A 17,380-nucleotide genomic window follows, 5' to 3' on the forward strand; every position below is an offset into this window, starting at 1 on the left:
ACTCCCAGATTGACCAGTACTTAGATTGATTTATCCAGGCAGCCAATCAGGCGGTTCTCGATGTCAGCTGCCATCTCTTTTAAATTTTGATTATCAATCATGCTGATAAGCGCAGTCGGCTTTGGCAAGCCAATTTTCGTTTGGCCGCCTTCTTTGTAAACAACGATTTTACAAGGAAGGAAATAGCCAGCCATTTTTTCTTCTTTCAGAACGCGCTCAGCTTCCTTGGGATTGCAGACCTCAAGTACCTTATACTCCTCATCCAGCTCGAAGCCCTTTTCTCCAAGCTTTTCTTTAATATCAAACATCCATAATACGCCAAACTTTTCTTCCTTCAGCTGCTTTTCCAGTTCCGAAATTGCTTCCTCAATGGATTTGTTTGTTTCTACCGTATAAGCAAAGTTCATAGCAACCACCTTTATTAACATATTTGTTTTAATTAACCCACATACTAAATAGGGTATTACCCTCTACCCCATCGTTTTTAATATAAACACCGGTGTCCATTTTTACGAAGGAAGATATAGGACGATGTTATTTAGCTAAGGGACGCAGGGGAAAAATCACGGGTTTCGAAAGCTGCTTTAATGTACGGTTATTTTGGTTTAGGAGACTGTTCTTGTGGAAGTCTTTTTGGTGTCGTCGCCTTGGCCGTCTATGACGACTGTATTCTTGTTGAAATATATATCAAGTTTAACGATTACTTTGTATTTCTTTAATTAGGACAGATAGTGCATCTCCCATTGGGGAGGTTTGCATGCTAATGATTTTTTCCCGGTTTTTTTCGAGGTTTTCCAATGATTCAATAAGACTGTTTTTAGTTAATTTCTCTTCGTCCAATGTCAATGAGTAGCCTTTTTTTGTAAAAGCTTCCGCATTTAAAATCTGGTCGCCTCTGCTTTGTTTTTTTGTCAGAGGTATTATAAGCATGGGGATTTTCAAAGCCAGAAATTCAAAAATGGCATTTGACCCTCCCCTTGTAACGATTGTGTCGGTAGCTGCCAGGATATCAGACAGCTCTTCGTTTACATACTCGAATTGCCGATAGCTTGTGGTGTTATCTAAACTGTCATCTTTTTGCCCTTTTCCGCATAGGTGGACGATTTGGTATTTGGCGGTGAGCTCCTGAAGTGAATCCCTTACTGTTTCATTTATTTTTTTAGCTCCCAAGCTTCCCCCCATTACCGTCAAAATTGGCCGTTCTTTTGTAAAACCAAGATACTTTTTTCCTCTTTCCTTATCACCAGAAAAAATCTCTTTCCTGATAGGAGATCCGATTACGACCGTTTTATTAGCTGGAAAATGCTTTGCTGCCTCTTCAAAAGAGGTGAAGATTTTTGTGGAAAAACGCTGGGAAATTTTATTGGCCAACCCTGGAGTCAAATCGCTTTCATGAATATAAATAGGGATTTTTAAAGAGCTGGCGGCAATGATAACGGGAACAGAAACAAAGCCGCCCTTTGAAAAAACAAGCTTTGGGTTTATTTTTTTCAGTAAGCTTCTTGCTTCCATAATCCCTTTTAAAACACGAAAAACATCCTTCACATTTTCTGCATCCATATATCTTCGAAGTTTTCCGCTGCTTATCCCGTAATAAGGAAGCCCCATTTTTGTAATCAACTCTTTTTCTATGCCTTTTTTCGAGCCTATATAATGGACCTTCCATTCATTTTTTGATAGTTCATTTATTATGGCGATATTTGGGGTCACATGACCTGCAGAACCGCCGCCTGTAAAAACGATTGATTGTTTGTTCATTTTATACCTGCCTATAAAGATTTAATATCACTATTATAATTTATGCTGAGTTGCAAGAGAAGGTAAAAACTGGGTTCCTGTTGAATTAAAAGGTTATTGTTTTGAAGGAGTGAGACTTTTAAAGAAATGGATTATCTCGTTCATCGTTTTGTTTGCAGCCTTAGCAGGATCCTTATTTTACTCAAAAATTTATTACCCCGACCTTCCGATCGAATCGATTACGAAGCGTGAAGCAGCAGCGAAAGGAGAAAAAAGCGTCCGCAAAGTTACGAAGCTTGCAGAGGAAAACAACACAGTTTGGTATGTGGCACAAATGGAACAAGGAAAAGGGTATGACCTAATGAAAGAAAAGATGGCGGAAAGCGGCTGGAGCTTTATTGAGCAAAACGGAGCAGGTTTCTTTTTTGAAAAAGGCGGAGAGACGCTTATTGTAAACAGCCAAATGTGGACTGGCAAATATGTTCTATTCAGTTTGCCAAATGAAAGAGGCCGATGATTATACCGGCCACTTTTTTAGGAAATTAACTTCAATCCGATAGCAGAACCAAGCACTAATGCAATAAAGAATATTCTTTTGGCATCCTTTGGCTCTCCGTAAAAAATCATGCCAAGGATGGCCCCACCGGAAGCACCAATGCCTGTCCAAACAGCATAGGCAGTTCCCATTGGCAGTTCTTTCATAGCAAGAGCGAGGAAAAGAAAGCTGGCGCCGAAACCGCCAAAAAGAAGGATAAGAGACTGCCAATTCCGGTTCTTATGCAAGCTGTTGATCATAGCTACTCCAGTCATTTCAAATAAACCTGCAAGGATAAGATAAACCCAGCTCATGATGTTTCAGCTCCTTCCGATTCTTCATCACCTGTCACCAGCTTTAATCCAAGTACACCAATCAATAAAATCAGTACAAGAATCATTTTGGATAATTTCAAAGGCTCTTCGAAAAAAATAATTTCGGATAGAACAGTACCTGCTGTACCTAATCCCACAAAAACAGCATAAACCGTGCCAACCGGCAGCACCTTGCCTGCCATAATCATTAAATAAAAACTTACCGCAATACTAAATATCGTACCTGTCCATGTTAAAGGATCATCCGCATGCTTTAAACCGATGACCCAAAACACTTCAAAGAATGCGGCGATAAAGACTTTTAACCAATGCATTTTAGTAACTCCCTTCCAACCTATTATCTCTCAAAACAAAAAGCCCGGAAGATATCTGTTAAACAGTATCTCCCAGGCTTTTATCCTTCCGTGGCACAGCTTCACAGCTGTGAGTTTTCTCTCGGACCAGGCCAGCAGTTGCTGCGGAACCCTAGAAAACCTTTTTATTAAATTTGTTAGTATTATAACAAAAATCAGATGTCTTCTCAAGAAACTATGCGGTTACTTCATTTGAATCTGATGCTCCTGACTCTTCTCCTCTCTCAATGATGACAGCACATGCTGCATCTCCAGTAATGTTAACAGCTGTTCTGCACATATCAAGAAGACGGTCGACTCCTAATACAAGAGCAATCGCTTCAACAGGAAGTCCAACAGATGTAAGGACCATTGAAAGCATGATTAACCCGACGCCAGGCACACCCGCAGTTCCAATACTTGCCAGCGTAGCTGTTAAAATGACGGTGAGCAATTGCCCTAACCCTAATTCTACGCCGTATACCTGGGCAATGAAAATGGTTGCGACTCCTTGCATGATCGCGGTTCCGTCCATATTAATCGTTGCACCGAGAGGCTGAACAAAGCTGCTGACGGTTTTTGAAACGCCGAGATTATTTTGGGCTGTTTTCATGGAAATGGGCAGTGTGGCTGAGCTGCTCGAAGTACTAAAAGCTACAACCATTGCCGGAGAGAATTCTTTTATGAAATGGATAGGATTCATTTTTCCAAGGAAGGATATCGCAGAACCATATGTGATAACTAAATGAAGCAATAGCACAAAAAGGACGGCAAACATATATTTGCCCATTGCCATAATCGCATCCATGCCCTGTCCGCCAATGGCAACAGCAATCAAGCCAAAAGCGCCATACGGGGCAAATTTCATAATAGCCTGGACAAGATACATTAATACCTCATTCGCTTGTTCAATAAGACGGAGTACACCTGATACTTTGTCTCCCAGTCTGGATAGTCCGTACCCGATAAAAATAGAGAAAGCAATAATTTGAAGCATGGATTCCTGTACCATGGCACCAAACGGATTTGCAGGAATAATATTAACGAGCGTTTCAATAACAGCTGGAGCTTCCTTTTCCTCGAAATTCGCTCCATCAAGCTGGAAATCGCCAGCTCCTGGCTGGAACAACATTCCGGCTCCCAAAGCCAAAATGAGGGCAATTGCCGTTGTAATAAGAAAGAATAAGATCGTTTTTCCGCCAATCTGGCTAAGCTTTTTCGGATCGCTAATTCCGGCAGTTCCCAAAATTAAAGATACAATGACAATCGGAACGACAAGCATTTTAATCAGGTTGACGAATATTTTCCCTAAAGGTACCAGTACATACGTGGAAGCGGCGTCATACCACCCAGGCAATGCCAAGTTCAAAATCAAGCCAACTACAATACCCAAGCCCATACCGATAAGAATCTTCCTGGTCAAAGACATAATCAACCTCCCTTTACAAAAGTATTAGAAAGCGCTTACATTAAAATGGTTATTCAAGACTTGACTAGATTATGCAGTTTATTAAGCTGGCAAGCTTGGAAACTAAAACCCCCGCAGCATTTGTCTGCAAGGGTTTATTATTATCACGGTTTAATTGTGAAAAACATAAAGATCATTATCCCTAAAATAAGTGCCCCGTTGCCTGCATTCCCCAGTATTTGCTTCCAGAATATCTGTCCGTCTCTTTCCTCCTTATAAAATTCAATTATATTCTCTCTAATTTCTATGTAATGATAAATACGCCACCATTTTTTAAAGCTTAATTTATAAATATGCTTTTGCTTTTCTTCACCACGCCAGCTAACTTTTAGGGCTGCATCTTCCTCAGTAAGCGTAAAAACATACTCTTTATTATTCAGCTTTTCTTCTTCTTCATAATGAATCGAAAAGAGGTCTAATTCACGACGGATTCTTTTCACCAAGGTCTCCCTGTCCGTCTCATGGATGACAAAAACCTGGCCTTTCATGGATATTTGGATGAAAAGGTATATGATAGCGGAAAGCACAATTATAAGAAAAAATATCGAAGGATTTAATGAAAAAATTTTAATCCCTAAAAAAGGCTGGGCGAGCCCAACCATAAAGAGAATAAGCGGAAGCACCCATGATTCTGACATAATTCCCCTTTGGCGCTGAATTCTAAATCCATCGTACACAGCCCCTAAAAATATAAAAATACCTGAAATCATAAATAAATAATAGAATAGCAATTCATCTTCCATCCAATAACTCCTTGTCAGTTTTCTTCCTTTTACCTTAACATATCATTTGGAATAGTTTGTAAATAATTTGGAAATTGAAAAAGCCTGCATTTCGCAGGCCGCCTCTATTTCTATTAATCTGTTAACGATGATTTTTTCAAAAAGATGTCCAAAATAAAATTGCCAAATGGTATAAATGCCACTGCTACTGCACTGGCAGCCCATTTTAGCGACCACCTTGTTTTAAAAGTCGTGTAGGCAATGACCAAAAGATAAGTGATGAACAGGAACCCGTGCAGAGAGCCGACAACTCTGACAGCCTCCGGAATACCTGCAGCATATTTAAGCGGCATGGCTATAAATAAGAGGAGCAGCAAAGATCCTCCTTCAAGAAAGCCCATGAATCTGAATTTTCCGATCGGTGTTTTCAGCATAAAAGCGACCTCAACCTTCATTTCTTTTTATCCATACCCGTGTATTATAGCATTGTATTTTAGGCGGATACCAGAGCAGGATTATTTTAAGAAATATCATTAGTCAGGATGTACTCTTCGTGCCAAGTGCAAGCTTCAAAACTTATTGGCGTATATTTATTCCCCAAGCTATTAGCCGCTATATAGTGGATTGACGGTGGATATGGACTTCTTCTAATATGTTCTTTAATGCAATCCATTGCTAGTTTGAAGTCCATGTCCTGGCATAGTCCAAAATAATAGTGGACGATATCATTTTTAATCCGAAAGCCCGGATATACCCTTTCTATAAGAACAAAAAGCTTCAGCATTTCTGTTTTGTTCATCTTACCAGCCCTTTTTGAAATAGTAATAAAAGTATTGCCTGATTTTCAAAAATAAAAACCCCCTGCTTTTATGCGGGGGGGTTGCATCTTAAAGATCTAGTTCAAGCGCAATCGGGCAATGGTCGCTGCCCATTATATCACAGTGAATTTGAGCATCATTAATCATCTCTTGGAGTCTCTCGGAAACAATGAAATAATCGATCCGCCATCCGATATTCCGTTCGCGCACCTTCGCCATGTATGACCACCAGGTATAAGCGCCCTCTGCCTCCGGATACTTGTAACGGAATGAATCAACAAAACCTGAATGCAGCAAACCTGTCATTTTTCCTCGTTCTTCATCTGTAAAACCTGAATTGCCGCGATTAGACTTTGCATTTTTTAAATCAATATCCTGATGGGCAACATTTAAATCTCCACAGAGAATGACAGGCCTTACCTGATCAAGCTCAAGCAGATATTCACGGATCCGTTCTTCCCACTCAAGACGGTAAGGAAGCCGGGCCAAATCCCGCTGAGAGTTAGGTGTATACACATTCACAAGATAAAACTCTTCATACTCAAGAGTTAGTATTCTGCCTTCCGGCTCTGTTTCACTGTCGCCTAAGCCATACCGGACCGAAAGCGGTTCTTTTTTTGTGAAGACGGCAGTACCCGAGTATCCCTTCTTAATCGCATAATTCCAATACTGATGGTAACCTTCGAGAATGAGGTCAATCTGACCCTCCTGCAATTTGGATTCCTGGATGCAAAAAATATCTGCATCCACATCATTAAAGTAATCTATAAAGCCTTTTTTCACGCAGGCTCTAATTCCATTCACATTCCAGGAAACAAGTTTCATTACATTAAATCTCCTTACGTTGAAAATCTACCAGACTATCAGATTACCATGGATAAAGCTCCACTGCACACTTAAAGCATTATTGCCCGCACCATGATCGACAATACCGGTACAATTCAAAACATAGCGATATAATATTTTTTGGGGACCTCCTGGTTACGATCGCCAATCGCCCACGAAATTCCCGATTCAAGCAATCTAGCTAGAAACAGGACTGAAATGATGAAAACAAGTGCAAACAGGAGATTTCATTTTAAAGAATCCAGAAATAGCAATACAAAAAAATAAAGCACACTCACCGCTAGAAATTCGGAAAGTGTCTGTTTGTTCGTAAAGACCCATTTTAAAACGTTCAATAACTCACCCCCGCCCCTGGTTGACCAAACAGCAATAATACTATTGTGAAATATAAAAAATATTCAGATAAGGTAAGCATGGCATAAAAAATAGGCCTGCTATGAAGCAGTACCTATTTCTTAAAAATCATGGTTCCGGCATTCAGCTGCACCAATTTGATGTTTTCTCCCGGCTGAATTCCTTGGTACAAAGAGGCCGTTAGCTTAACGGAATCTCCACTTTCCAGACGAATCCAGTATTCCTGGTGCACATCATAATTGCTCAAGTAATTATCGATTGAAGCTTGGAGATATTTTTCTTCCACTTTCCCTTCAATTTCTGTAATTTTGGTTTCCGCAGCAACCAGACCGGTGAAAAAACCATAGTACACAATAAGCATTAAAATTGATCCTTGGATATAGAGACCGACTAGCATCCATTTTGTCAAAATCCATCCCTCTATTTCTTGTTTGTTAAAAAGCTACCCTCATTAGAATGGGTTAAACGGGATGGCCTCAAACGTTTTTAATCGAAAATAATGGAGGATTTTGAGCTCTTGAGTAAATTTGCAAAAATACAAAAATGCCCAACTCAATGGGCATTTTTTTGCTTATTTCCTTCAATATGAACCGCTTTATATAGCATTCGTGCAGATGCTTCCGGAGAATCGGCTTGGCTAATTGCCGTGATCACCGAAACACCGTCTGCCCTCGTACCGATAATCGGAGCTGCATTCTCTGCTGTAATGCCGCCTATTCCAACAATCGGAATATTAATATTCGCGTTTTTCAATTCTCTAATAAAACTCAGGCCCTGAACGGCTTTCGCGTCTTCCTTTGTGGAAGTCGGATAGATCGGGCCGATTCCAAGATAGTCTGCTCCTTCATCGATTGCTTTCTTTGCTTCACCCAAATTATGGGCAGACACACCAAGAATTTTATTGCCTATTTTTTTACGAACCACACTAGCCGGTTCGTCTTCCTGGCCGATATGGACGCCATCTGCATCGATTTCAAGTGCAAGCTCAATATCATCGTTTACAATAAAAGGAATATGGTTTTCCCGGCAGATCGATTGTAGCCTTTTTGCCAGGTGAAGCTTTTCTTCACCTTGAAAACACCCTTTTCCTTTTTCGCGGAATTGAAAGAGAGTAATACCCCCCTTAATTGCAGATCGCAGAACTTCTTCCGGATTATCGGAGCAGTTTGCACTGCCCATAATAAAATAGAGTCTTAGTAATTCTCTCATTTTTGCCGATTTAACTGCCATGAACAAGAGTCTCCTTTTTCCGCCGGTTATAGGCCCAATGATTCGTAGGTCCATGCCCGCTGCCCAGCTGCAGGTCATCTTCAATAGCAGCTTGGATAAACTTCTTGGCGCACTCCACAGCATTTAAAACAGTCAATCCTTCCGCAAGTCCTGCAGTTATAGCTGCCGAAAAAGTGCAGCCGGTTCCATGTGTATTAACCGTTTGTATCCTCTTACTCCTAAACTCATAAAAGTTCTGCCCATTAAATAAAAGGTCCGTTGCATCGTTTCCGGACTCATCATGGCCGCCTTTTATCATAACATTTCTAGCGCCGATATCATGCAGCTTCCTTGCTGCATCTTTTTTATCCTGATCTGTTTTAATCGTAAGCCCCGTTAGTACCTCTGCCTCCGGGATATTTGGCGTGATGACCATCGAAAGAGGGATCAGGTATTCCTTCATGGAAGATATGGCCTCTTTCTGCAGCAGGCTTGCTCCGCCTTTTGCTATCATCACTGGATCAATGACAACATTTCTCCATTTATACCGGGCAATCTCACGGGATACTCCCTCTATGATTTCTGCGTTAAAAAGCATTCCCGTTTTGACTGCGTCTGGTGCAAGATCTTCTCCGATGGAAGTGATTTGAGCAACGACCGCTTCCGCAGACATCGGATAAACATCTTGAACGCCTTTCGTATTTTGTGCAGTAACTGCTGTCAATGCTGACATGCCAAAAACCCCAAGTTCCTGGAATGTTTTTAAGTCAGCCTGAATTCCGGCACCGCCTCCGCTATCCGATCCAGCAATTGTCAATGCTTTGTTCACCTTCATTTTAACTGCCTCCCTACTTGCTGATTTTTTCAAAAGAACCGCGAGCTTCAATATCTGAAGCTGTAATGTTATATAAGCTATTTAAAAACTCAATTTGGAAAGTACCGGGGCCTTTATCATTCGCAGCTTCTGCTGCCATCTCAGCTGCAGCACCGTATACAACCAATGCAGCAACGGACGCTTTAACTGGGTCCTTATCTACAGCAGAAAATGCACCTATTACTGAGGTCAACAGGCACCCCGCACCAGTTACCTTCGTAAGATAGGGATGGCCGTTGTTTATGGTGTATGTTAAAGTTCCATCTGAAACAACATCCTGTTTCCCAGTTATGACGGCAACGGATCCTAGCTCTTTTGCCACCGTTCCTGCAAGTTCAATCGTGTTCCCTTGGGCTTCCCCAGCGTCTACCCCTTTTATTTCCCATTGATGGCCGGCGGCATTGGCTATTTCAGCAGCATTCCCTCTTATTATCGAAATATTTAATTCTCCTAATATTCTTTTTGCGGTTTCTGTCCGGTAAGGAGTTGCCCCAACACCCACTGGGTCAAAGATAACAGGAACCCCATGCTCGTTCGCTGAGCTTCCTGCGATAAGCATACTTTTCACCTCTTTTTGGGTAAGGGTGCCCATGTTCAGAACCAATGCTCCCGCTATTTTCGCCATATCCGCTACCTCTTCATGTGCATAAGCCATAACAGGTGAAGCACCGATTGCCAAGAGTCCATTTGCGGTAAAATTAGTCACCACAACATTTGTAATATTATGTACCAGCGGATTAATTGCTCTTACTTTTTCTAAAAGACTGCTAATTTCGTAATTATTCATCATTATTCCCCCTTACATTTAGTTCATGACAAGTCCGACGTCAACGACAAGGTTCTGGCCTGTAACCGCCCTTGCCCATGGCGATGCGAAAAATACAATTGCATCAGCTACCTCTGCCGGATCGGTAATCTTTTTCAATGGCGTCGAGTTTTCGATCATTTCGAAGACTTCTTTTTAAGTTGCTGCGCTAGCGTCTGTGGTTTTTAATAATCCCCCTAAACAATGATGTGTTCAACCTAGTTATCTGCTTTTTTCAGGCAAAATAAAAACCAGATCCTTTAATGGACCTGGTTGAATAATATAAGAGTAAGAACAATCGTTCCCGCTATCACTACTTTCCTACGCTGGCATAATCCAGATCAGGTCCGAAGGGTAAAAAACAGATTGGTTTCTTTCTCAGCCCGCGCATCGGGCACCCCTAGCAGTAAAACTATTAAGTTGGCTATTTTATCTTAGCTCTAAAAATGAATTCTGTAAAGTATTGCAATTCAAACGCTGCCTCTATATAGTAATATTAATCAAGTTGGAGGTATCTTTATGGCAGAACATCAATTTTACTTAAAAGCACACTGGCCAGGATTGCGCAATGATGTTGGAGGCATAGAAGCCGGTCAACTAAAAACGAAGGTATCGATTCCGCCTGAGATGGATGGTCCGGGAATCGGCACAAATCCGGATGAAATGCTTTTAGGGGCTGCTGCGACCTGTTATATTATTACTCTTGCAGCTATGATGGAACGAAGCAAACTCGAAAAAGAAGACCTTACCATGGAATCCATCGGAATTGTTGATGTAACTAATGGAATTATTACATACAAAAAAATCATCCATCGTCCCCTGATCATTCTAAAATCAGACGCGTCCGATAAAGACCGCTCCCTTGCACATAAACTGGCACATAAAGCTGAAGCGTCGTGCATGATCTCCAGAGCAATTAAAGGAAATGTTGAGGTTGAATTGGAAGCAAAAATTATGAGTAAACCCGCTTAAATTTATTTAAGCGGGTTTACTTTATCATCTATTTTTTCGCTGCTGGCTTCAGGAATTTCGCGATAGGCATGTATCCTAATTTCTGCATGACGCCGGCTGCAAAACTTATAAAGCCCATTTCCGAATCGCTTTGGCAACGCCAGCTTCATCATTTGAAGCAGTCACAGCATTTGCTGTTTCTTTGACAATTTCTTGAGCATTGCCCATCGCCACGCCCCAGCCTGACTCCTTAATCATTGCAATATCATTTAAGCTGTCACCCATTGCCATGACATTTCCCATGGTAATGCCAAGAATTTCGGTAACCTGTTGGATCCCTTTTGCTTTATTGATGCCAAGTGCATTGACTTCAATATTGGTTAAGCTTGAATTGGTAATTTCAAGATCACCCTTTGATTGGAGTTCTTTATGGATGATTTCCCTTACTTCATCATCAGTGATATCAAATCCAAATTTCAGCCATTCATGGTCGTGGATATTTTCAGGCATTTCATTGGTCCAGACCTGGTCGCAGCTGGTAGCCCAGAAATGGGTTTTATGTGTTTGGGATAAATTCCACATCCATTCCATTACCTTAGAATTAACTGGAGTTCTCGAAATCAAATTCCCTTCCGGACCAAAAATTTCACTTCCATTGACCGTAATTAAATAGGAGTTTAATTCAAGCGAGTCCGCATGGTCACGGGCTGTAAGCCTGGAACGGCCGGTACTTAGAATAACCTCAATTCCTTTTTCCTTTGCTTCGCGAATTGCCTCGCGGTTTTCCTCTGGAATTTCGTCATTCGAATTCAACAAAGTTCCATCCATATCAAGAGCGATTAATTTTATCTCCGGAGCATTCATTTTTTCTGGCATTATTAACTCCCTTTCCTAAACAATAAAGACATTATATAAAGAAATATGATTCCATTCAAAGGAAAGCCTTTAAAGTTGACTTTAAAGATTGGTCACAATGGAAGAAGCAGTACCCAACGGTGTTGTATTTATTGTTATTAATCTTACCTGCAACATGCTTTATTATAACCATACACTTTGGGCATTCTGGGGCATTACCGCTGAGTGGATCAATGGGTATGAATGGCAATTCTATTGCTGTTTTTGCAGGGAAAGCTGAAGTGGCAGGTACCCTTGATTTTCAAAAAGATAATGTCTTTCTGCTGCCAGATCAAGCTTCTTTGGAGCAATTGCCGCTTATGGAAGGGAAGGATCCAAGAATTTCTTTTAGTGAGAAAGACCAGCAGATGCTAAAAAAGGTTTTCGGCATTGCTTCTGCTGTTGAAGTGGAAGAAGTTTCGCTTATTATTAATGAATATAGAGCATACAATACTTTAGATGATCAGGCAAAGATTTTAGAGGCAGTAATACCAAAAGAGCCAGAAAGAACGTCCACTCCCTTTTCACCTGTTCTTGCAAGATGGCAAGGAACTTGTTCTTACAGGGCCATTGAATCACGTATATAAAGAGTTTTCTATAAGGAAAGAAGATGAAATTTTAAGAGGTTTATCGCCGGCGGAAGTATTTCAGCTTTATTTATTTGCAGAGGAAGTAGAAGACTATTTTACCCAGTATGCCCTATTTAATCATGACCCTGAGGTTGAAAAAACCTTCAAAACCCTGAACGATTATCTGCATGCGATCAACGAATCCCCTTCTTTAGCGGAAGAACAGACCTTATTATATAAAGTGAAAAACGCATCATTGGAAGAGGTCATAATCAATGACTCATCTGCTTATATTTCGATCTTAAAAGAAGAAGGCCTTGGATTTGGTCTAAGCAAAAATAGTGATGGAATATGGAAAGTAAACTGGATGCCAACTCAATAATCAGGAGCTTGTACCTTAATTGGTGCAAGCTTTTTCTATCAGCTAAACAGCCTCCCAAAGAATATTATAATAGCCAATACTGCTGAAAGAAATAAAGTGATGACAATCGAAAAAAGAACATGGAAGCCTGACTGCCAATTTTGAACTTTTTTAAGAACGAATACACTGAGGAAAAAGACGCTTACTGTCAGAACGAGGAGTACTGAAAAAGGACGCTGTCCTATTTTATCTAAGTAAATATCATATAAAGGCGAAAATCCGAGCAGTAAAAATAATCCCAAACAAATAAAAGAAAGGATAAATAAAAGATGGCTTAATTTTTCCGGCATAATTAGTCCCCCTTTCTTTTAATCTGACTTTAAAAGAATCCCTCTTGATAATATGTATGAATAAATCTTTCAGTATAAAACTTGTAATTCTTTGAATGTTTATATATGGTAAAACTATGTTTAGCTATTACCGAAATAAAAGAAGGTTTTTTAGTGAAGAAAAATTTGATTATCACCTTTTTAACAGCTTTTATTGGAGCATTCATATTTTCCCTGCTGCATATTCCCGTCGCTTTTCTGCTTGGAGCAATGATTTCCGTCATGATCGGCAGCCGCATAAGCAGCATTCCCTTTTATTGGCCTGTAAAGCTGCGTGATGCGGGCATCATAATTGTTGGGTATAGTATTGGCCTTGCTTTCACAAAAGAAGCTGTGCTATTAATCCTGCAAAAGCTTCCATTTATCCTGCTCATTACCGTTTCCATGGTTCTCTTCAGTGCGTTATCTGCTCTCTTGATCGCTAAATTATCGGGCATCAATTATCCAACTGTTTTGATCGGAAGCATTCCCGGAGGGCTTTCGCAGATGATTTTGCTGGCTGAAGAGATAAAAGAAATTGATATAACGGTTGTAACGTTTATGCAGGTTGCGAGGTTGACGATGATTATTTTTATCGTGCCTTTCCTGATATTTGGGCCATGGTTTCATGCATCGCCTGGTACGGTTATGCAGGCAGCTGATCCTTTGTGGACTGATTTATTTCCGAATATTTTGCTGTTTGTCTTTGTTTCTATTATTGGCATAATATTGAGTAAGCGCCTGCGCCTGCCTACCCCTTACTTATTGGGACCCATTATGGGAACAGCGGCTCTTGTTATCTCAGGTATAAAGGGGCCGGAACTGCCGCCTGAGTTACTGGACCTTTCACAATTGCTAATAGGTGCCCATATCGGCCTGATGATGAAGCTTGAAAAACTTCCGCACAAAGCAAGAACCATTTCGCTGTCAGCTTTAAGCGGCCTCCTTCTCATAGGCGGTTCCCTTTTGTTCAGTATGCTGATTATGGGGATTTTCCGCTTCTCCCCTGCCACCAGTTTTTTAAGTCTCGCACCAGGCGGAATGGACCAAATGGCGATTATCGCCCATGAAATTCATGCCGATTTAGCAATCGTAACCGGTTACCAGCTTTTTCGATTGTTTTTTATCTTTTTTGCGGTTCCGCCCTTTTTAAAATGGATATTTTACAAGTTTAGGAATAAGAAGCAGAAAACTACTGTTTAAAAAGAGGGACTGCCTATATAAATGGCAGTCCCTTTCGCATTAAGAAAAAATTTTCAGTTTTGCTAGTATACTAGTTTATCACAACTGCCTGTGAACCCATTAGCTCCCAAGCCTTAATAAAAGCCTCTTTAGGAACCTTTTTGTTTTTTGTACCATACGGATCATTTACATAAATATAATTTTCATCATAGCCAGTGATCGCAACACTATGCATCTGAAACGTGATATCAACCGGTCCGTTTGGCGTGCTCCAGGTCTCAAATGAAGCCGCTGGCGATAGGCTCGCGGTTGTAATGATCCAAACAGGAGATCCGTCTGCCACCTTCTGTAGAAGCACGTTAAATGGCTTGCCAGTCAGGTTTTCCGCACGGTCAGGGAAATATTTCTTGGCGAGTTCAAATATTGGCCCTTGATACACACCTAATCCTGGTCCATCCTCCATGTTTCCGACAAAGCCCTGATTAGGGTCGCCATACCTTCCGTTATTGTACCGAAGCGGTACCCGGTTAATTTCATTTGCCAAATCATTTTTTGTAACATCAATACCCTCATATTTCATAACCATGGCGAGACTTGTCACTTCACACCCATTATATAAACGCGGACTATCCATTTGTTTGAACAAGGGTACATCAAGAAGAACAGATTGTTTCCATTCTTCTTTTCTGTGGGGCAGATGTTTTGCTTCAGCATGAGGAACTGCTGTATAGTATATCTCATTTTCTCTTGATTCTTCGCCCTTCCCCAGCTGAACACTTCCTAAAGTCAACGACAAACCAATCCCTGCAGCGACAGATACAGCAATAATCCTATTACCCAATTTACTTACTCCCTTTTCCAACAATGCTGTTTGATTTTAGTGCTTTACTAGTTTACTAAACTACAAGAAACATTGTGCCATACTCTGGAAATTATGACAATTTAGCTGACTCTTTTTCAAAATCTTCATTATTTTTGTCAGAAATGCGCTATTTTGCTTTTATCTGATGAATAACGTCTTCTTTTGAGAGCTTTTGTCATGTGGCAGGAAAAAAGGGGATCCCGTGCTGAATACGTTTACAAGCTACTTTTCGGAACAACCTTCCGAAGCATTCAGAATAAAACTAATAGATGAAAGGGCTGAGTTAAATGGATACGCAATACATGAAAGCATACACAATTAAAGAGGTTTCGAAATTGCTGAATGTTCCGCCTGGGACTTTAAGACAATGGGAAAAGGATTTAAATGGCATTCTTTTAATACCAAGGTCAAAACAAGGTGCCAGGTTTTATACAGAGCATGAAATAGCCTTGCTTGAAAAAGTGAAGCAAATGCGTGATAAAAATTTGAGCAAGGAAATGATTCGCGATTTAATGCAGAAACATATGGACCTAACTTCGGAAGCTGGTTCTGAAACATCCGAAACCTTTTTGGCGCCAGTACAGCAGGAAACCGGATTACATACTGATAAGCATTCAGCCATGGATGCAGAGCAGTTCATGGCTTTGATGGAAAACTTTAAAGATAGTTTGATCACCGATTTTAGAAATGAAATCCGCAACGGCATCCGAAAGGAAGTTTTAGAAGAAGTGAAAAAAGAGATTTCCAAAGGATCATTGCATACCGTTAAAAGCCTTTCAGACTCTATTTATAAGTCGGGAGAAAAAACAAAGGCAGAAATTGAAGACCTTTCCACCCGGGTCCAGCAGGCTTCGGAAGATACTTCCGAAGTGGTCGGAACCCTTTCCAAGAGGGTTGCGAAGAGTTCAAAACGCACTTCCGACCAAATCCATCAATTAACAAACAAGCTGGCTGAATCCTCGGAGGCTTCTTCCGAAGAATTCAAAACCATGATCCATTACATCTCCTCTTCTGCCGAGGTAACCAGCACCGAAATCAGCTCGCTGATCGAAACCTTGAACACAGACAGGGAAATCTACATCGAAACCATCAACAAAGAACGCGAACAATACTGGCATGAAGTCAAACAAAGAGAAGAAGTCTTCCAGGATATGATCGTCTCCTTCCGAAACGCTGCTGCGGCACAGGAACAGACGAAAAAATGGTGGGAGTTTTGGAAGTAAGGAAAGCGGTATTGTAAATGAGAAATGAAGAGATTAAGGTGTGAGGAAATTTAGGAGCAGTACTTCATTGGGTTTTTGAAAAGAGTTTTCAGCTAAAAAAGTATCTGTGTTCCAGGGAATAAGGTCGCCATGAAGCTGTTATGAAGGCGTTATGGGGGCAAGCGCAGCAAATAAGGTAGCCATGGAGCTCTTACGAAGACGATATTGAGGCAAGCGCCGTGAATAAGGTCACCATGGAGCTCCTATGAAGATGAAATTGATATAAGCTCAGAGGGAATTGTCGCCATAGAACTTAAGCCTCTCCGTCTCCCCTTCCCTCTTTCACTAAATCTATAAAACCAGGAGAGATTGTCCTGGTTTTTACGTGTTTTTAATTTTGCTTGTCCGCAAGGTCGTCTCTGTTTGGTGATCCGGGCGGCTGCTCCAGCCATTTGTTTTTGATCATGATGTCTGCCCCGTCTTTGGCAAATTGGGTAATTTCGAGCGACAGTCTTTCATAGTTCATAATCAGGTCGCTTCTTTGGCTTGCTGATGCTGCAGTGGCGTAATTCCCCGTTCCGAGTGTACTGAGAAAAGCCATTATCTGCATCATCAATCGCTCAGAAAAAGGTGATTCGGTGCTGGAGCTAACGGCATATCGGGCGCATTTGGGGCTTGAATATCGTTATCCTGTAAAGTTGCACTCAGTATCTTCACATGCTTTTTGGAAATTTCCTTCCCGCGTTCCATATAATTAATGATTTCCTTTGATCTAGCTACTGTCCAAAGCTTAGAGATAACAGCGTTCCCACCATATTGGTTTCAACATTAAACGATAGATGCGCTATTTCAATGGCATTTAAAGGCCGAGGCTTTTTTAAAGGAATCAAACCGCTTAAATAGCTTTTATTATCAATCATATCTGTTTCTGTCGGAGGCTCCATAAAAGGCCATCT

General features: G+C 40.9%; 22 protein-coding genes, 2 pseudogenes and 2 riboswitches. Of the genes and pseudogenes, 6 read left to right on the top strand and 18 right to left on the bottom strand.

Going from position 1 to position 17,380, the window contains the following annotated elements; genetic code table 11:
• Positions 1–20: 20 nt before the first annotated feature.
• Both IQ19_RS23070 and IQ19_RS23075 read right to left on the bottom strand, forming a co-directional pair.
• Positions 21–407 carry a DUF302 domain-containing protein gene (locus tag IQ19_RS23070; RefSeq protein ID WP_144545490.1) on the bottom strand — a complete coding sequence of 129 codons (387 nt, stop codon included), beginning with the start codon at positions 405–407 and terminating at the stop codon, positions 21–23.
• A gap of 286 nt (positions 408–693) precedes the next feature.
• Complete coding sequence (locus tag IQ19_RS23075; RefSeq protein WP_144545492.1) at positions 694–1,758, bottom strand: undecaprenyldiphospho-muramoylpentapeptide beta-N-acetylglucosaminyltransferase; 1,065 nt, start codon at positions 1,756–1,758, stop codon at positions 694–696.
• Positions 1,759–1,867: 109 nt separating this feature from the next.
• Between IQ19_RS23075 and IQ19_RS23080 the strand changes: the two genes are divergently transcribed.
• A complete protein-coding gene (locus IQ19_RS23080; RefSeq protein WP_144545494.1) occupies positions 1,868–2,254 on the top strand; it encodes a hypothetical protein in 387 nt (128 codons plus the stop codon).
• A gap of 17 nt (positions 2,255–2,271) precedes the next feature.
• Here IQ19_RS23080 and IQ19_RS23085 read toward each other — a convergent pair whose 3' ends face one another.
• The 11 genes and pseudogenes from IQ19_RS23085 to IQ19_RS23140 form a co-directional block, all read right to left on the bottom strand.
• Positions 2,272–2,586, bottom strand: coding sequence for a DMT family transporter (locus IQ19_RS23085; protein ID WP_144545496.1), 315 nt, complete (start codon positions 2,584–2,586; stop codon positions 2,272–2,274).
• On the bottom strand, positions 2,583–2,921 hold the full coding sequence (locus IQ19_RS23090) for a DMT family transporter (protein ID WP_144545498.1): 339 nt from the start codon (positions 2,919–2,921) through the stop codon (positions 2,583–2,585). Before IQ19_RS23090 ends, IQ19_RS23085 begins: the two co-directional genes overlap by 4 nt.
• A gap of 67 nt (positions 2,922–2,988) precedes the next feature.
• A riboswitch (guanidine-I (ykkC/yxkD leader) is annotated at positions 2,989–3,087 on the bottom strand.
• A 48-nt stretch (positions 3,088–3,135) separates the two neighbouring features.
• Positions 3,136–4,368 (bottom strand): dicarboxylate/amino acid:cation symporter, encoded by a 1,233-nt coding sequence (locus IQ19_RS23095; RefSeq protein WP_144545500.1) that lies wholly within the window; start codon positions 4,366–4,368, stop codon positions 3,136–3,138.
• Between the two features lie 143 nt (positions 4,369–4,511).
• Positions 4,512–5,150: a hypothetical protein gene (locus IQ19_RS23100; protein ID WP_144545502.1), complete on the bottom strand. Its 639-nt coding sequence runs from the start codon at positions 5,148–5,150 to the stop codon at positions 4,512–4,514.
• 113 nt (positions 5,151–5,263) lie between these two features.
• A complete protein-coding gene (locus tag IQ19_RS23105) occupies positions 5,264–5,563 on the bottom strand; it encodes a DUF3817 domain-containing protein (RefSeq protein WP_144545590.1) in 300 nt (99 codons plus the stop codon).
• 453 nt (positions 5,564–6,016) lie between these two features.
• Positions 6,017–6,772 (bottom strand): exodeoxyribonuclease III, encoded by a 756-nt coding sequence (locus IQ19_RS23115; protein ID WP_144545506.1) that lies wholly within the window; start codon positions 6,770–6,772, stop codon positions 6,017–6,019.
• 469 nt (positions 6,773–7,241) lie between these two features.
• The gene (locus IQ19_RS23120; RefSeq protein ID WP_144545508.1) at positions 7,242–7,556 is read right to left on the bottom strand and encodes a hypothetical protein; all 315 of its coding nucleotides are present in this window, start codon (positions 7,554–7,556) and stop codon (positions 7,242–7,244) included.
• A 143-nt stretch (positions 7,557–7,699) separates the two neighbouring features.
• Positions 7,700–8,377 carry a thiamine phosphate synthase gene (gene thiE / locus IQ19_RS23125; protein WP_144545510.1) on the bottom strand — a complete coding sequence of 226 codons (678 nt, stop codon included), beginning with the start codon at positions 8,375–8,377 and terminating at the stop codon, positions 7,700–7,702.
• Positions 8,367–9,191, bottom strand: a complete 825-nt coding sequence (gene thiD / locus IQ19_RS23130) for a bifunctional hydroxymethylpyrimidine kinase/phosphomethylpyrimidine kinase (RefSeq protein ID WP_144545512.1) — start codon at positions 9,189–9,191, stop codon at positions 8,367–8,369. Before thiD ends, thiE begins: the two co-directional genes overlap by 11 nt.
• 13 nt (positions 9,192–9,204) lie before the next feature.
• Entirely contained in the window at positions 9,205–10,017 is an 813-nt protein-coding gene (gene thiM, locus IQ19_RS23135; protein ID WP_144545593.1) for a hydroxyethylthiazole kinase, read from the bottom strand.
• A gap of 18 nt (positions 10,018–10,035) precedes the next feature.
• Positions 10,036–10,233: pseudogene (locus tag IQ19_RS23140) on the bottom strand (SDR family oxidoreductase); the annotation flags it as partial.
• Between the two features lie 103 nt (positions 10,234–10,336).
• Positions 10,337–10,447, bottom strand: a riboswitch (TPP riboswitch).
• A 107-nt stretch (positions 10,448–10,554) separates the two neighbouring features.
• On the opposite strand from IQ19_RS23140, the gene IQ19_RS23145 reads away from it, so the two are divergent.
• Positions 10,555–11,007: an OsmC family protein gene (locus tag IQ19_RS23145; protein WP_144545514.1), complete on the top strand. Its 453-nt coding sequence runs from the start codon at positions 10,555–10,557 to the stop codon at positions 11,005–11,007.
• A gap of 105 nt (positions 11,008–11,112) precedes the next feature.
• Here the strand turns inward: IQ19_RS23145 and IQ19_RS23150 are convergent, their stop codons facing one another.
• Complete coding sequence (locus tag IQ19_RS23150) at positions 11,113–11,862, bottom strand: Cof-type HAD-IIB family hydrolase (protein WP_144545516.1); 750 nt, start codon at positions 11,860–11,862, stop codon at positions 11,113–11,115.
• A gap of 218 nt (positions 11,863–12,080) precedes the next feature.
• On the opposite strand from IQ19_RS23150, the gene IQ19_RS23155 reads away from it, so the two are divergent.
• Both IQ19_RS23155 and IQ19_RS23160 read left to right on the top strand, forming a co-directional pair.
• Complete coding sequence (locus IQ19_RS23155; protein WP_144545518.1) at positions 12,081–12,467, top strand: hypothetical protein; 387 nt, start codon at positions 12,081–12,083, stop codon at positions 12,465–12,467.
• Positions 12,451–12,831 (top strand): hypothetical protein, encoded by a 381-nt coding sequence (locus tag IQ19_RS23160; protein ID WP_144545520.1) that lies wholly within the window; start codon positions 12,451–12,453, stop codon positions 12,829–12,831. Before IQ19_RS23155 ends, IQ19_RS23160 begins: the two co-directional genes overlap by 17 nt.
• A 38-nt stretch (positions 12,832–12,869) precedes the next feature.
• Here the strand turns inward: IQ19_RS23160 and IQ19_RS23165 are convergent, their stop codons facing one another.
• On the bottom strand, positions 12,870–13,160 hold the full coding sequence (locus IQ19_RS23165) for a hypothetical protein (protein ID WP_144545522.1): 291 nt from the start codon (positions 13,158–13,160) through the stop codon (positions 12,870–12,872).
• Between the two features lie 153 nt (positions 13,161–13,313).
• On the opposite strand from IQ19_RS23165, the gene IQ19_RS23170 reads away from it, so the two are divergent.
• Positions 13,314–14,381, top strand: coding sequence for an AbrB family transcriptional regulator (locus IQ19_RS23170; RefSeq protein ID WP_144545524.1), 1,068 nt, complete (start codon positions 13,314–13,316; stop codon positions 14,379–14,381).
• Between the two features lie 70 nt (positions 14,382–14,451).
• Here the strand turns inward: IQ19_RS23170 and IQ19_RS23175 are convergent, their stop codons facing one another.
• Positions 14,452–15,201, bottom strand: a complete 750-nt coding sequence (locus IQ19_RS23175) for a C39 family peptidase (RefSeq protein ID WP_144545526.1) — start codon at positions 15,199–15,201, stop codon at positions 14,452–14,454.
• Between the two features lie 308 nt (positions 15,202–15,509).
• Here IQ19_RS23175 and IQ19_RS23180 point away from each other — a divergent pair, with 308 nt between their 5' ends.
• Positions 15,510–16,445: a MerR family transcriptional regulator gene (locus tag IQ19_RS23180; protein WP_144545528.1), complete on the top strand. Its 936-nt coding sequence runs from the start codon at positions 15,510–15,512 to the stop codon at positions 16,443–16,445.
• A gap of 370 nt (positions 16,446–16,815) precedes the next feature.
• Here the strand turns inward: IQ19_RS23180 and IQ19_RS29340 are convergent.
• Both IQ19_RS29340 and IQ19_RS29165 read right to left on the bottom strand, forming a co-directional pair.
• Positions 16,816–17,222, bottom strand: a pseudogene (locus tag IQ19_RS29340) (DUF3231 family protein).
• On the bottom strand, positions 17,201–17,368 hold the full coding sequence (locus IQ19_RS29165; protein WP_338422700.1) for a hypothetical protein: 168 nt from the start codon (positions 17,366–17,368) through the stop codon (positions 17,201–17,203). The pseudogene IQ19_RS29340 and the gene IQ19_RS29165 overlap by 22 nt, the downstream one beginning before the upstream one ends.
• Between the last annotated feature and the right edge of the window lie 12 nt (positions 17,369–17,380).

The organism is Cytobacillus oceanisediminis (assembly GCF_007830235.1).
Classification (GTDB): Bacteria; Bacillota; Bacilli; order Bacillales; family Cytobacillaceae; genus Cytobacillus; species Cytobacillus oceanisediminis.